Source organism: Paenibacillus polysaccharolyticus (genome assembly GCF_023714295.1).
In the GTDB taxonomy this organism is placed as follows: domain Bacteria; phylum Bacillota; class Bacilli; order Paenibacillales; family Paenibacillaceae; genus Paenibacillus; species Paenibacillus polysaccharolyticus_A.
Genome location: NZ_JAMAUN010000005.1, coordinates 114,489 through 130,121, shown reverse-complemented (window position 1 = coordinate 130,121; position 15,633 = coordinate 114,489). Strand labels below are relative to the sequence as shown.

Sequence of the window (15,633 nt, the reverse complement as noted above, 5' to 3'; positions counted from 1 at the left end):
ATATCAGAAAATTAAATATATGTGGAATATATAACATTATAAAATAAGTTATATTACTACTTTTAATTTTATTATATCCCCTTATTTATTTAATTCCTCAAACAATACACTTATTCGCCACCGCCACCATCTTCGCTGGCATCTCTTCCCGCAGTCGCCATACAAAGCTCATGGGTTTGTTCCCTTCATGACTCACGTAATCCGCTTCACCCAGGAAGACAAATGGAGACGTATAACCATTCTCCTCCTTGTACTCCCGCACGAACAACGCGATACGATGCCCCGTCTCACGATGATGAATATACCGCTGCGCCGTAGCCGTATGCTCCGATACCCGACTCTGAGTCTGCCAGTGGAACAAACGCTCGTTGATCGCATAATCCTCATACAGCGTGGAAGGAGAAAAGTCTTTGTCCGATTTGTTCAGTGTAATGAAGAAAATATCGGTCTGTTCATCGGCAAAATATTTGACGCCTTCGCGGAAGGTTGGCGATTGCTCGACATTCCAGTAGCCGAAGGCGGCGAGCACTTGGTCGATGGAGTACATACAGTGGATATCCAGTGGACAAGTGTACGGGAACGCATGGCTTTTATCCACAAATCGCAGGTGAGCCAAGTTATATTTGAAAATATCCACAAGCTCGTCCCGGAATGCTGCGCAAGACAGGACGCGTGTAATCCCTTCTTCGATGCTGCTTAGCCCCAGCTTCTCCGGTGCAGCACGGTGGAAGGTGTAGTAGAACATGATCAACATGCGCTGTTCATCGGCAGTGGTGGGCTCTTTCCCTTTTTCAATATAGTCGATCAGGAAATTCAGCCAGCTTCGGGAGTTGATTGTCAGCACAGACGGCAGTCTGCGGATATATTCCTCTTGCTCATCCTTTACTGGCTCGGTTAGCCCCGCTTCGGCCAACAGGCCGCGGAAATACCTTTTACCTGTACGTCCACCGTACAATTCATATAGTGTCATCCCGTGATGCTCTACAAAATGAGCCAGCGTCAGCGGCAGTCCAGTGTCCTGCTGGAACGTTTGCAGCTTCTGGATCAGCGCTCTGCGATTACGGCTCATCTGTTTTAGATTACGCATCACGTAATCCTTGGCCTGTTTTTCCAACTGAATAAAAGTGCCGCGAGGCAGGTTCGAAAAGCCGTTCTCGACATAATACGAGATGGAATGTTTGGTCGCACCGATCAGGGCGCGGAATTTATCCTGGTATCGGTACTCCTGATGCGCTTGCCCGATGAAGTCGAGCACGGTCAGGCACTCTTTGCCTTCTGCCATACGTAGTCCACGACCGAGTTGTTGCAGAAATACGGTTAAACTTTCGGTCGGACGCAGGAACAAAATCGTATTCACCTCAGGGATATCCACACCCTCATTGTACAGATCGACAACAAAAATCAGGCGCAGTTCCCCGTTCACCAGTTTTCCTTTTGCAGAATGACGCTCCTGTTCACTTGATCCACCATGCAGCGCTATAGATGGAATTCCAGCTTCATTGAAAACTTTAGCCATATACAGCGCATGATCTACCCCTACACAGAAACCAAGTCCCTTCACATCATCCAGATCGGTGACGTATCGGTTCAGACTTTGCATGATCTGATTGGCACGGATTTTGTTATGAGTGTAGAGCTTCTCCAGTTCGTTCAAGTCATAGCCTTTACGCGACCATTTCACTTGGGACAGATCAACGGTATCCGTGACACCGAAATATTGAAACGGGCTAAGCAACTTGCGGTCGATGGCATCCGTCAGACGGATCTCGGCGGCAATCGTATGATCGAAGTACGCGGTTATGTCTTTGCCATCCATTCGTTCAGGCGTTGCTGTAAGTCCAAGCAGAATCTGTGGCTCGTAGTGAGACAGCAGTTTCTGGTAGGAAGGTGCAGCAGCATGGTGGAATTCATCCACAATGATATAGTCGTAATAATCTGGACTGGTGATATCCGTTAACTTCATGGCATTCAGGCTCTGTATACTGACAAACAGATGCTCCAATGCCTCCGCCCGGTGACTCCCGACGTGTAGCTCGCCAAAGTTCATGTCCTTCAGGATATACCGGAACGTGTCCCGGCTTTGCTTCAAAATCTCTTCCCGATGGGCGACAAAAAGAAGCTTCGCTCCCGCGTGGCTTGCGCGGAATCGCTTGTAATCGAAGGCAGATATGACCGTTTTGCCAACGCCTGTGGCGGCGACGATCAGGTTACGGTTTCGTCCATACAGCGTGCGCTCGGCGCTCAGCTGTTCGAGCACTTCCTTTTGATAATCGTAGGGCTGGATGTCGAGGTGGAAGTGTCGGGATTGGTCTTTTTTGCGATTCAGAGCTGCTCTCAGTTGTGCCTCATGCTCCTGATCATCAGGTATGTATCTCGTAAATTCGCGATCATTCCAGTAACTCTCGAATGTTGCTTCGATCTTGCGCAGCACATCCAGGGAATCCTTCTCCGTCACCTTGAGATTCCACTCCATGCCACTGGTCAGGGCCGGGTTGGACAGGTTCGAAGAGCCGACATAAGCGGTGGTGAATCCCGTATCGCGGTGGAAAATGTACGTTTTGGCATGCAGCCGCGTGACTTTGGTATCGTACGAAATCTGGATTTCGGTGTTCGGCAATTTGCTAAGTTCGGTGATCGCCTTGAGATCGGTTGCCTCCATATAGGTGGTTGTAATGATCCGCAGTTTGCCCCCACCTGATGTGAATTGCTGAAGTTGTTCCAGCAGCAGGCGAAGCCCACTGAATTTGATAAAAGACACCAGCCAATCGATCCGGTCGGCGGTCACGATCTCTTTTTGCAATTCCAGCAGCATACTTGGTTCAGATTTGGCCCCTGTGAATAACGAGCTCTGGGCAATCGGCGTATCCGGGCGAATGATTTTGGTATCTCGAATGGCACGGATGCTGTTCAGCTTGGAATACACATGGGTCAGCACCTCACCCCGCTCATCCAGTTGCAAGTCGTTATACTCCTCTTCCCCCAATGTGCCTTTCAGGGTTGCAATAATCTCATTGCAGGTTCGAATCTGCTCTAATACGGCCATCTTGTCTTCCGTCTGTTCCCGTACAATCTTGAGCGCTCGCCGTGTCACTGCCGCCAAATACGTGGACAGCAGCTTACGCGCTTCCTCCGCATCCAGCTTCTCGGTCCCAATGTGATACACATCCGGGTCAAGCGCCGAAATCTCCTGCCTGGTGATTGTGTTGATAAGCTGTTCATATATGCCTTGTCTCATGAATGTACCTCGCGAGGGTTAGAATGGTTGTGGATATGTAGTTGTGTTCCATTGATATTGCTTGGTATTGGTAAATATGGTCTCTACTCTATTATCGTCCAGCACGTGAGAAATTTCATTAGTAGTTTGGATGGAATAGCAAACAGCACCTCTACTTGTGGTATGGTAACATATGTATATTACTATTTATTCAGAAGTTAAACCAAGCATCACGGAAAAACGATACAAGGAGGATTGAAATGGTAACCAAAGTTATTTATTCATTTATATTATCTACTGTCATATTGTTTAGCATAGTTGGCTGTACAACAGAAACTAGCGCTACTCAAGAAATGGCTCAAACTTTAATGAAAGAGGACAAAAATAGTGATCTATTTTTAATCGAGTCGATTCTCTATAAGAAGGTCAAAACCGTTAACGAAACAGAATTTAAATCTGTAGACACTACTCCATACGGTCAAATATCCATGAACTATAAAAAAAATGAAAAGTTTCAATCCGGTATGGCTTCTGTATTGCCTCCAGGCACAAAATTGTATCGTTCAATAGAACATCCTGAGTATGTATATTCCAGTGAAGAAAACGGATATACCATGTATCAGTCTGTTCCTGAAGGCTAATCCAAATTTGTTAGATTTGTGGACCTTGTCATGCAATGAAGTATGCACAATCGCAAGCTGAATTCGTATTGAGCAAAAAAACGGCTCCTATCACAGATAGAAGCCGTACAATGCTTTGTTAAATCACTTCAAGCAATCCTTATGACACTACAAATTGTACGACAATTGGGGTGCCATCATTTAATGCATCTCCGCCGGGGATGGTAAGTGTAGTGGTGGTAACCGAAGATGTGTCAGCTGTTTGCATAAGGCCATTAACGTAGAGATTGTAGTAATTGAACGTGCCTGGAAAAGCTGTTGCGGCTGTACCTGCATCATTTGTAAAAGCCGTCGCAGCGATTGCAAACGTTGCTCCGGTTCCTGTTCCATCCCCTATAGTCGCGGCGAATCTTAAACTGTTCTGAAATGGTGTAACCAGTGGCATGTTTCTCACCTCCTACCTGACATAGTATATGTAGTAGATTTGAGAGTAGTGAAGGCAGAGAGATAAGATGATATAACCATTTTCAATTATTTAGGATTACCGCTGTTAATTGAACAATCTCAATGATAACTGGTGTTTCAGCAAACAGGACACCGCTTTGAGACGGAATAAATAAATCATCTGCAGTTAACACATACGAATTGCCAGGTTGCACGATCCCATTAATATAAAGATTGTAGTAACTCGTCATGCCGATCCCTGCGAATTGAGATATACTTCCTCCCTCATCATTAACAAATTCACCAGCAGCAACTGTAACCGAGTTCGACAAATCCAAATCAGTGTCAGGGAAATAAAAGTAGCGATCAGATGTAGGAATGATCTGAATTCCGGGGATACTGCCCGGCGGTCCTTGCTCACCTTGGGGCCCAGTTGGCCCCTGCACTCCGGGAGGCCCTTGCTCACCGGCGACACCTTGAGGACCAACCGGACCTTGGGCTCCCGGACTTCCCGGTTCGCCTTGTTCACCACGAGGACCAGCAGGTCCCTGCACTCCAGAGGGGCCCTGCTCACCGCCGACACCTTGAGGGCCAACCGGACCTTGAGCTCCCGGACTTCCCGGTTCGCCTTGTTCACCACGAGGACCAGCAGGTCCCTGCACTCCAGAGGTGCCTTGCTCACCTGCGACACCTTGAGGGCCAATCAGGCCTTGGGCTCCCGTGCTTCCCGGTTCACCACGTTCGCCGCGAGGACCAGCCGCACCTAGTGCCCCTGTACTGCCAGCTTCACCTTGCTCACCCCGAGGGCCTGCCAAGCCTTGGAAACCTTGTTGTGAGATCAGTCCTTGCGTGTCAGGAAGACTGACAGTTTTTATTTCCTCCATTTTAGCGGGGGTAGAATTCATAGTGGGCTCAGGACAGGCGAGAGGAATATTTCCTATTCCAGAGAATGTACTATTTCTGTGTCTGCGGGATACTTTCTTTTGTCTCACGCGTTGCTTGCAAGCACATCTTTTTCTTCCCACAGCTTTACGTATCACATACCGTTTCTTACGTTTTCTCGGAATCTTGTTACAGCGTTTCGTTGAAGGATGTCTCTTTCTTAATGAGTGAAGAGTCGTTTTCACCTTGTTCGTATGCTCCAAAGTCGCCACCCTCCTTAGGCCAGTAAACACAGTATATATGCCCTATACTATGTCTTCTGCACATGCAGAGAGTGTGCGAATAACTATTACAACCGCCCAATAAAAAAGAACTACAGCTTCTGCTATAGTTCTCCCTCTTACCTGCTTTACTTCATCAGTCTGGATATCTCCCACCAGCACTCTCTCCAGTTCACATCCATACACATTTAGTTTAAGTGAATATTCCATAGGCTTATCCCCCTACTTTTTATGTAGTAGAAGTTATTCACTGATATTATAAGGCTCAGTTATTGAAAACGTATCATACCAGTTGTTCAATGGTATATACTTTACATTTTGTATTTCTAATTCTTGTGGCCTAAGGACGAAAAATCCTCCTTTTTCCAATATTCTGATTAATGGCTCATATACATGTAAATAAACAGTGTATTCCGGTTTTTTTTCAACAAATATTGATAATTGTATATAAAATTCAAATATTTTTTTTAAATACTGGTAATCATCAATAAATTCCAGAACCTCTGGATTGCAATACATGGCAATCGGAAATTCATTCTCAGTATCACCAAGTAATTTGGCTATATTAGTAAACATCGGTGGTTGGGGTCTAAGACCCTCATTTTTATAAAATAAAGCCAACCTTCTTAGAAATTCATACCCTAAATCTGCATCTTCATTAGACACAATAGTACCAACTTTTCCCCAGTTAATTTCGTTTATTCTGCATACCGTATCATTTAAGTACATTTTTTTCACCTCTAAATTTAATAGTCCAGGTCCTTATCAATATTCTCTTCATATTCCTTATACTTGTCATAACCCGGGAAATCACGTGTAGGTTGTTTATCAGTTAAATTTGCCTTATCATGTGCATTCTTCTCAGGTTGTATATCGAACCCTTTTCCATTCCAAGTGGATGGGTCTCTTAAAGGCATACCTCCATCCATTAGTTCTTTTTCTTTCAATTCATGGTTCGCAAGCTCTCTAAACCAGGCTTTCTGTTTGTCATTTAGTTCTCCCTTTTGAGCTAACTGCCATGCATGTGCAACATCAGGATCTGCTTGGAAATATAAGTTTTCATAAGGCTTACCACCTACAGATAAATCCTTTGTATCTAAAAACAAATGCTTCTTCATGTTCAATACCTGTTCGTCTGCCAATCCTGTATTTTTAGCTACTGTGCTAATATCTTCAATCCCTGATTTTCGTATATCAATATACTTCCTCTCAAGAAATGCTTGAAATCCATCTTCTGGTGAGATGATGTGCTTTTTCATTTCAGCAGGATTGGTTATAAAACTTGACTTACCCTTTTCCTCTTTCACATTCCCCTGCTCAGTCCCCTTCTTACCTCCCCCACCTCCACCCGATTCATGACGTTCCTTCGAGTGTAAGGCTCTGCCGAAGATAAAATAAGAGAGGGCTTGGCCGACCATCGCACCTTTAACATAACCTGACTCGTCCTCGTCGAGTTGCTTCTTCTTTTCATCCACAAACTGCTTGATATCAGACCGTGCTGTTCCGTTGCCCCAGGCCGCATCCCAAGCAAAAGCGAGTCCACGTCCAGCGTCAACTACCTTACCTATAGTCATCGCATAAGCCAAACTGCCTAATGTGCTTAACGGATTATAGATGAGTGCTTCGGCTGTCTCGCCCAGACCTGTAACGGTGTCACCAATGGCTTTGTCCACGGCTCCAGTGAAAAAACTTGGTTTCAACTCATTGGGAATGTACAGAGCCACCTCACCTGTGCTGTCTGTCGTCCTGAAATTATTTGCAATGAAGGTAAACTCCTTCTGAATATTATCCAACATGCCGAGTGTTGACGGGAAAACATGCTTGACCTCCATGAAATCCCAGAAGAACTTTTCTTGTGTAACCCCCGACCATTCGGATTGCAGCTTATTAAGAGATTTATCCAGTTCACGAACCATTCGGTCCAAATCCAATTTACATTGCTGAACATAACGTGCCTTGGCATCCAATTCATCGGGGTGTACCTGAATCCGCAACATGCCGTTTTCACCACCAAACCTGTTCATAGTCGTTATACCTAAATTTTAACAAACTGAAATTATCTTTGGAATTGAACAGAAGAATCATTTCCTTCCTCAACAATTCAGTATTTAGGTAACTACTCTAGTCAGCCAAGCTTGCACATGTACGTAAATCATATCTAATTTGATGTATTTATTCCGGCTTCCATATGAAGAACAGGCGTTCAGCGGAGGCATCATTTCAATCCATGATAATTAATCTCCACCCCCGCCCGAGTCCCCGCCTCCGCCGGAATCCCCGCTGTCTGATCCGTGATGATGACCGTCCCCGCTGTAGCTATCCGTATTGACCGAAGTGTGACCGCTGCTTCCACCCGAGTCAGGGAATATCGTGGCGAAGATATAATTGGTGCGATCAAATGGAAACTCTGCCGCAAACATCGGCCTGAATATGCCCCGCAGATGCAAAGCTAGCACCAATAGAGGTGTATGTTTTAATGTTGTTGATCCAGGTACACTGTTATCTGATGCAGGTTCACGATCCGCAAGGCGTCTGAGCTCTGGATCATGGTGTTGCTGTAACACAGACCAATCTGTTTTGCGTACGCATCGTGATCCAATGCCCAGCACCAGAGCGGTCTGAATGATCTGTTCCAACACTTCTGGCGACTCACTCAGGCGCTCGACTGGAATGCCCTTTCTGTATCGTTTACGCCAGTGACGCATAGAGGCCTCCCAATCCCTCTCAGAAGGAGCCACTTCTCTAGCAGGCAAGAACAGACGAACAAAAATAGACAGAAATATAATACTGTATAGCGATGAAGTAAACGCTGAATTGCCGTTAATCGCCACGGTGAGGCTGATTATTAATCCTACACAAGCCGCTTGATAGAGCAAACGCACATGAATTTTCCGAATGACCAAGAACCAGATCACCACCGTAACTACCAGACCTATCACGCCCGGCACAGACACACGATCTACAAAACACACGATACCTGTAAGGAGCATCAGAATAGGAAACATGACATAGACAAGCAATCGCAAAAGCAACGGTGTTCGAATCAGCTGTCCCCAGTCTCTCGTCTCTACGACTTGTTCTTTCCACGACTGAACGCCTTCGCTCAGAGACTTCTCTTTATGCCGGTAATATTTCATGGCTTCTCTCCGCTTGCTTTCCCCTTCGCTTGGTCCGGCCAAAGCATCGAGCCTCAGCCGTTGTTTACCGAAACCATAGGTAGAGAATAGCCATTGCAACAGACCCTGTTCATCCGGCGAACTATTAGTAACCGAGGATTCCACACTGTACTCCAACGTTGTTTTGGGTCTAAGTTGAGGATTGCTTTCCCCTGGATCATTCCGATATCGTCCTTTCGTTTTCACAACTCGCATTGACAATATGCCCTTACGAATTAACTGGAACATGGTCGCCTGCGTGTCCTTCAACTTCAGCCTGCCCTTGCTCCGCAAATAGGCGAGAAACAGTGGATCTGCTTGCTCCACCTCTTCGTCCGTGAACGGCCCCTTGCTCAAGCGAGCCCTCACCCATAATAGTAATTGAACAACAATGATACCCAGAAGCACCCACATGATCCCTTCCATAAGCTGCTTCAACCATGTCTCCTGCAAGATCGGGGCCAGCTGTCTCTGGACAAGTACCGAATGATAGAACTGAGATGAAGCTTGCCAATCTGTTAGTGCATCTCTCATGTGATGACCCCTTTCATAGGAAAAAATAAAAGTTCGGCGATCTACCCTACTCTATATAAACCTGTTCATATCCCAAAAGAATCCCACCCGGGCACCTCTTTTTCATCGATATGCCTCTCAATGTTCATCCTTCAGAGTCCATCCACTTTCATCATTCATAATTCACTATTCTTCTCTTCCTCCTGCATGCTTGGAATGTAGAATACATTCTGCTTCTCACAATCGGTTAAGACGTACAATGATTCTCCTCGCTCGACTTTGGTCAGTTCCAATCCCTTGCAAGTATTCGTCGTGATCTCTTCTCTGGAGCCATACTTATCTCTTGTGGCATCATAGGTGGATCGAAACAGCGTACCGTCATAACTTAGCTCATGGATGATGGGATCGCCTTCAATCGTATACATGGTGACCCGGACGTTATCCGGTTGATTCTGTTTCACATTTTGCATAAAAGACTCCCACTTCTCTCGGTTTCGCATCTCTCTATGGAGGAAGACAACATCTCCACTTTTTTCTGCTTGCTCTCCGTTATGCGGCTCAACTATAGCAGGAAAAGGATTTTTCTTCTCTACCGGATCGACAGTCTGCTGCGGATCATTCGGACTACAGCCTGTTGCGAGTACAACTGCCAGACATAACATAATAAAATATTTTCCCATTGCAATCACCTCATATGTACAACGTGACCTGGACTGGATAAGTTACATTTTTTGAAAATGAGTGTCCGAACTTTGGAACATCCCCTGCAACTTTTTTAGTGAAATTTCTTCAATTCATGTAACCTTCATGCTAGTTCTTACGTTTATTTAACAGCAATTCCATTTTTACCATTAACCTTCCAAAAGAGGCGATCTTATGTATTCCGATAATCAAGCTAATCATGTAACAACAGAAAAAGCACTCTCTTCCTCACTGGTCAAGCCGGCGTGCAAGCAACAAAGTGCAGCCATTCGCCGCTTCAGTAAAATTATCATTTCAGCTGGTGTTGTCTCTACTCTGCTCATAGCTACGCTGCCTTCAGTGTCTACTACTTACGCAGCCAAGGACGAGCAGGCTTTCACGGGGAGCGCTCCGGATCGAGCAGTCTCGGCTTCATCTCCGGGCTCCTCCCCTAAATCCTCTCTAACTACCAATACAGTTCAGGAGCTCCACTACACTCAAGTAGCAGGAGGTTACTATTACACGGTGGCGTTAAGAAGTGACGCTTCTGTCTGGACATGGGGACGAAACCTGTTAGGAGAGCTGGGAATCAGCGACACGGTGAGGTATCGCCATACATTCAGCCCTGTCCGTATTCCGCACTTATCCAATGTCACAGCAATCTCTAACTCCGGTGGGGGGGACAGTTTAGCTGTTCAAGCAGATGGAACCGTGTGGCAGTGGGGAGATGGCAGAACCCCCAGTCAAGTTCCTGGCATCACCGATGCTAGACATGTTACCGCAGGATCTTTCATGAGTGTAGCCCTCCTTCGGGATGGTACCGTTCAATCCTGGCAGACCCCACCTCAGAAGCTTCCTAACACGATGAACGAGGAGGCTGGGAAGAAGCCTACCCTGCACCGAGTCAGCGGTTTGAAAAATGTCGTGCAAACGACTCTATCTGGTTACGATGGATATGCGTTGAAAAAAGACGGTTCTGTCTGGACATGGAAAGAAGCGGATAAAGCGGGCAGTCCCCCTTCCAAAGCAATGCCAGTCAAAGGCCTCACCAATATCTCGTTCATCACAAGTAACGGCGGGCAACTGATGGTGCTCGATTCGAAAGGTAGAGTTTGGAGAATGGATGGGCAAGGAAAACGGATTCCATACCACCACGAACTTAAAGTGAAAACGTTGGATGCAAGCTCCAATTATGTACTTCTGGTGACTACAAAAGGCGAGGTATACAGCTTCGGAAAAACCGTAACGGGCAAACAAGGGAAAATAAAGCAGTTATCGGATATCAAAGGTGTGTCTGCCGGGTACTACCATAGTCTTGCACTTTCCTCCGATGGAAACGTCTGGGGATGGGGTGGTGACAAATATCAGGAGGCAGGTGCACCGGCCACATCACCGGGAGGCATGGTGTACATCCCTGTTCAAGCTAAGCTAGGTACAGATATCTATGTGAACGGCAAGTTACTACAATCCGTATATCCTGCAGTAGAAACGAGCGGAACGCTCCAACTTCCGATCAAAACGATTGCGTTAACACTTGGAGCAACATTTGAAGTGCATACCGCAGAAGGATTAATAAGTCACTATACCTTAAAATATAACGATCGGATCATTACGATCAAGCCGAATGAACTGCAATACACGGTATCCACCTTAAATAAGCTTGACCCGCAGGAAGAACAGGTTATATCGCTACGTGAACCCATTGGCAACTACTCTGGAGCCACCACAGCACCTTATGACATGTTTCAGGGGCTTGGGCTGAACGTAACCTGGGATAGCAACACCGCCAAAGTAACGATTGATGAAGTGAAGTAGATTAGGGTATAGGCAATACCAGATGCGATGCACATACGCATATAAATTAACACTTGTAAAAGGCTTAGATAGCTAGGCTTTCACACGAACTGAAAAAATCCTCCTGAAATTGATGGCTGTTAAGAAACAGCATCTGAGATTTCAGGAGGATTTATTTATTGTCGCTAGGGGTGTTTTTTATTATTGATATAAACTTGTATAATTCGTACGTTTCCTTGCGCATGGTACTTAGGTGTATGTGCTCTTCCTTATTTACTTCTCGAACCGGAACCAGCCAAAGTCAAACTGACTACCTGGCAGAAAAATAAAGGTTACCTTTTGCTCGCCGTATACCGGCTCCAATTCAAATGTCCGTTCCTCGTACCCTTCAGATTGGGTAAACTCCACCAATTGATTACTCTGCCCGTCCGCACCCGAGAAGCGGATATGAATCGTATTTTTATCTATCGCTGAAGCGCCGTAGATCACTAGTTTCGACGTGCCTTCACTTGTGAAATTCATCTGTTCAAACTCCAGCGAAACGTTATTCCCGATGCCTGCCACACGGTCGTTCTCAATCGTGAACGTATCTCCGTACAGATGATCGCAAGACGCAGCTGCATTGGTTTCAAAAGCCCTGCTTTGGCGTTCAAACGAGAAGCCCTTAATATGAATCTTCTGTTTCAGCACAAAGCAGATCGACGTAATGCCGCTGAGTCGTTTGGACAGACGGTACGTCTCCTCCTGGTATACATTCCATATCGATTCCTTGTCGTACACGACATCGGCAATCATCACACTGCCCTCTTCACCCGGCATACCTTCCCAGATTTGAATGAAATATGTTTCACTCGACAGCGCAAAAATGGGAATCGTGATCGTATCCGAGCCGTATAGGCCGAAGTCGATATTGCGGAAGCCCACATGAGTTTCGCTGTCCCTGCTGGTAGCTACGCCACGTTCATTACCGTTGCCCACATCACCTTTCGTATAGTCATACAGGCCACCTGAGATAAATCCATATGGATCTTTGTAGGCTGTACCCAAACCTTCTGCCTTGAACTCCAGTTGGGAGATGAGTTTGGGTTTGTCTGTACCGTTGTGGCTGGTTGCACGCAGGCGGAACGCCCCGTCGCCCATAGCTGATACTCTGACCCTATGCCTTTTCTCGTCTACGTCTATACTCTGTGAACCTGGCTCGTCGCCTGTTCCAGAAGTGATCACTTCTACCTTGGCAATATTGGACACGATGCCAGCATCATTTACAACAGACCATTGCACATCCCGATAAGTGGTATTTTCCGGGTACAGTTTGGCTGTAACCATCACTTCCGGGTTAGAGGCATCAAGGATCTGTCCTGATTCACTGATGATTTCAATTTTGCGAAGAGGAATCTCCTGAGCATTGCCCGTCAGTACAGGATGCTCTTCATTTTTCATGAAGACAGGTTTTGCATCCACTGTTATGGATTCTCGCTCCACATCCGCTACCTTAGATTCGAATGTAGCTGTTGCTCCTTCTAGTCCTTCCGAAGACACTTCGACCTGAATTGTTCCTGCCTCATGCGTTGAACCGATAATCGCCATCAGCTTGCCGCTGAACAACCTTCTGCTAAGCCCTTTATACGGGTCATAGTCCGTGCTATCCCCGTTATCCAGACCGAGCAAACGTCCCGCACCGGACACCTTCACCTGCACACGATTATTGGCATTGTGTACCGGATGGCCTGCTTCGTCTTCCACTGTAATCTCTACAAAAACGAGGTCTTTTCCGTTAGCCTGCAACTCCTGACGATCTGTCGACAGGCACACTTTCTTCGCATCGGTAAAAGAACGCTGTACATCGGTGGCAATCACCGTACCATGCTCATCGTATGCGATAGCTTTCAGCTCACCTTCTTCAAACGGCACTTTCCACCAGCCGGACAACTGGGTTCCATGGGCATGGTCGATATCATACGTTCCGATGGTTTCACCATTGAGCTTTAATTCAATTTTGGGCGCATTACTGCACACACGAACATCAATGATCTGACCAGGGCTAAAATCCCAGTAAGGGAAGATATGCACCATTGGACTTTTTTTATAATCCGTCCAGGCGGCTTGATAGATGTAATACGAGTCTTTCGGGAACGTGGCTGTGTCCAACTGTCCAAAATACGAATTTTTCGTATGATACGGCGTCGGTTCGCCAATATAGTCAAACCCTGTCCAAAGGAATTGCCCCAAGGAAAACGGATGATCGCGCTCAGCGATGATGCAATACTCCGGCGATTTCGCTCCCCAACTGGTCGTGCTGTTTCCGAGTGCCGAGCACTGCTCGTCATCATCGTCCAGAACAGGTTGTTCATATGGGAAGTGATAAATGCCCCGACTTTGCACAACTGAAGAGGTCTCACTACCATAGATAATCCAGTCCGGATGTTCGGCATGATGCTGGTCATAATATTTTTCCGCATAGTTATAGCCAGCGAGCTTCACGATATCCGCACATTTCTGGGCATTTTCCCAAGGCATGTAGTTCGAACCAATCGTCACCCGTGCGTTTCCTTTCGGATCAAATTCCTGCACATACTCCATCAGCATGCGCGTCACTTCCTGCCCACGCTCATCCGCATGGGTATCATAGATTTCGTTCCCGATGCTCCACATGATCAGACTGACGTGATTCCGATCACGTCTCACCCAACTTCTTACGTCGGCATGTGCCCACTCGGTGAAAAACCTGGCATAGTCATACGGTGTCTTCGCCCGTTCCCACATATCAAATGCTTCGGACACCACCAGCATGCCCATCTCATCAGCCAGTTCCATGAACTCTTTCGCCGGCATGTTATGCGCGGTTCGAATCGCGTTGACTCCCATCTTTTTCAGCAAAACAAACCTTCTTCTCAGCGCTGTCACATTAAACGCTGACCCTAATGCACCGAGATCATGGTGTTCGCAGACACCGTTCAATTTCATTTTGACAGCGTTGAGATAGAATCCTTCGCTGGCATCCAGTCTGACCTGTTTGAACCCGATCCGCTGTGGAACAGACTCGATAAGCTCCTCATGTTGCTCTCCCGAGATCAGACGTAGTTCTGTTACGAGATCATATAAATGGGGTTTATCCGGGCTCCATAAGTTGGGATTAAGGACGTTAAGCTGCTGGCTGTTTGTAAACTGAATTGGATGTTCATGTGCTTCAACACCTTCATCTATAGCGCTCGCCACTATCTCCGCCTGAGAGGATGCAATGACTTCACCGTTGTACAGAATCGTATGCAGCAACTGCGCACGCTGATTCTGTTCCAGACACAGCTCTGTATCTACCTCCACCTGCCAGCCATCGGGTTGCTGCTCTATGGAAACATAGATGCCGTCCGTTACGATGTGATTGCGACTCCTCGTTTTCAGCCACACATTACGATAGATACCCGCCCCGGAATACCATCTGCTGTTCGGACTCTGATGCACAACTTTGACCAAAATTTCGTTAACCCCGTCCAACAACGCATTCGTAATTTCGTGCTCAAACGCAGAGTAACCATACTTCCACTCCCCAACAAACTGCCCATTCACATATATGGATGAATCCATGTATACCCCGTCGAAACACAGAATCACCTGCTGCTCATCCTTCGTATATTCAAACGTCTTGCGATACCACCCAATACTGTTCTCATATAAATCCAGCGTATTGTAGATCAGCCAATCGTGAGGCAGCTCAACCGCCTCGAAGGAAAGCTCAGTCAGCTGTGTAGGGTCAATACGACCCGTTGGCTCGGTGAGATTTGTTTGCTCAGTAGAATTCGCATCTTTAGTAAGATCAGTATCTGTATTAGACTCCGTCCGCTTTGTAACGCTTAAATCACTTTTGGCAAATTGCCATCCGTTATTAAAAAGTCTCTTCGCATTCATGCCATCTCTCACTCTCTTCTGGTTGAATAATTTATTACGTTAAACAGCCTAATTCCGCTTTCAAATCGAAAACCTTTTCGTAAAATGATAAAAAATTCTTCTCGGTAGTTAACAATGCAACAATTATACCATTTCTCTCATCTTTG

11 protein-coding genes are annotated in these 15,633 nt (G+C 46.3%); 2 read left to right on the top strand and 9 right to left on the bottom strand.

Features of this window, described 5'->3' with window-relative positions; all coding sequences use genetic code 11:
- Nucleotides 1-97 precede the first annotated feature (97 nt).
- A complete protein-coding gene (locus M3629_RS14835; RefSeq protein WP_251507704.1) occupies nt 98-3,235 on the bottom strand; it encodes a DEAD/DEAH box helicase in 3,138 nt (1,045 codons plus the stop codon).
- 239 nt (nt 3,236-3,474) lie between these two features.
- Between M3629_RS14835 and M3629_RS14830 the strand changes: the two genes are divergently transcribed.
- Nucleotides 3,475-3,855: a hypothetical protein gene (locus M3629_RS14830; RefSeq protein ID WP_251507665.1), complete on the top strand. Its 381-nt coding sequence runs from the start codon at nt 3,475-3,477 to the stop codon at nt 3,853-3,855.
- A 139-nt stretch (nt 3,856-3,994) separates the two neighbouring features.
- Here M3629_RS14830 and M3629_RS14825 read toward each other — a convergent pair whose 3' ends face one another.
- The 7 genes from M3629_RS14825 to M3629_RS14795 all read right to left on the bottom strand — a co-directional run bounded on the left by M3629_RS14825 (nt 3,995) and on the right by M3629_RS14795 (nt 9,789).
- Entirely contained in the window at nt 3,995-4,279 is a 285-nt protein-coding gene (locus tag M3629_RS14825; protein WP_090917548.1) for a DUF4183 domain-containing protein, read from the bottom strand.
- Between the two features lie 82 nt (nt 4,280-4,361).
- Complete coding sequence (locus tag M3629_RS14820) at nt 4,362-5,093, bottom strand: DUF4183 domain-containing protein (protein ID WP_251507663.1); 732 nt, start codon at nt 5,091-5,093, stop codon at nt 4,362-4,364.
- A 372-nt stretch (nt 5,094-5,465) separates the two neighbouring features.
- Complete coding sequence (locus M3629_RS14815; protein WP_251507661.1) at nt 5,466-5,651, bottom strand: hypothetical protein; 186 nt, start codon at nt 5,649-5,651, stop codon at nt 5,466-5,468.
- 33 nt (nt 5,652-5,684) lie between these two features.
- Nucleotides 5,685-6,170: a hypothetical protein gene (locus tag M3629_RS14810; protein WP_251507659.1), complete on the bottom strand. Its 486-nt coding sequence runs from the start codon at nt 6,168-6,170 to the stop codon at nt 5,685-5,687.
- Nucleotides 6,171-6,187: 17 nt separating this feature from the next.
- Nucleotides 6,188-7,438 (bottom strand): WXG100 family type VII secretion target, encoded by a 1,251-nt coding sequence (locus M3629_RS14805; RefSeq protein ID WP_251508126.1) that lies wholly within the window; start codon nt 7,436-7,438, stop codon nt 6,188-6,190.
- 237 nt (nt 7,439-7,675) lie between these two features.
- Nucleotides 7,676-9,130, bottom strand: a complete 1,455-nt coding sequence (locus tag M3629_RS14800; RefSeq protein ID WP_251507657.1) for a DUF2207 family protein — start codon at nt 9,128-9,130, stop codon at nt 7,676-7,678.
- 155 nt (nt 9,131-9,285) lie between these two features.
- Nucleotides 9,286-9,789, bottom strand: a complete 504-nt coding sequence (locus tag M3629_RS14795; RefSeq protein WP_251507655.1) for a DUF4362 domain-containing protein — start codon at nt 9,787-9,789, stop codon at nt 9,286-9,288.
- A 196-nt stretch (nt 9,790-9,985) separates the two neighbouring features.
- On the opposite strand from M3629_RS14795, the gene M3629_RS14790 reads away from it, so the two are divergent.
- Nucleotides 9,986-11,605 carry a stalk domain-containing protein gene (locus tag M3629_RS14790; protein ID WP_251507653.1) on the top strand — a complete coding sequence of 540 codons (1,620 nt, stop codon included), beginning with the start codon at nt 9,986-9,988 and terminating at the stop codon, nt 11,603-11,605.
- A gap of 252 nt (nt 11,606-11,857) precedes the next feature.
- Here M3629_RS14790 and M3629_RS14785 read toward each other — a convergent pair whose 3' ends face one another.
- Nucleotides 11,858-15,487 carry a glycoside hydrolase family 2 TIM barrel-domain containing protein gene (locus tag M3629_RS14785; protein ID WP_251507651.1) on the bottom strand — a complete coding sequence of 1,210 codons (3,630 nt, stop codon included), beginning with the start codon at nt 15,485-15,487 and terminating at the stop codon, nt 11,858-11,860.
- Nucleotides 15,488-15,633: the final 146 nt, after the last annotated feature.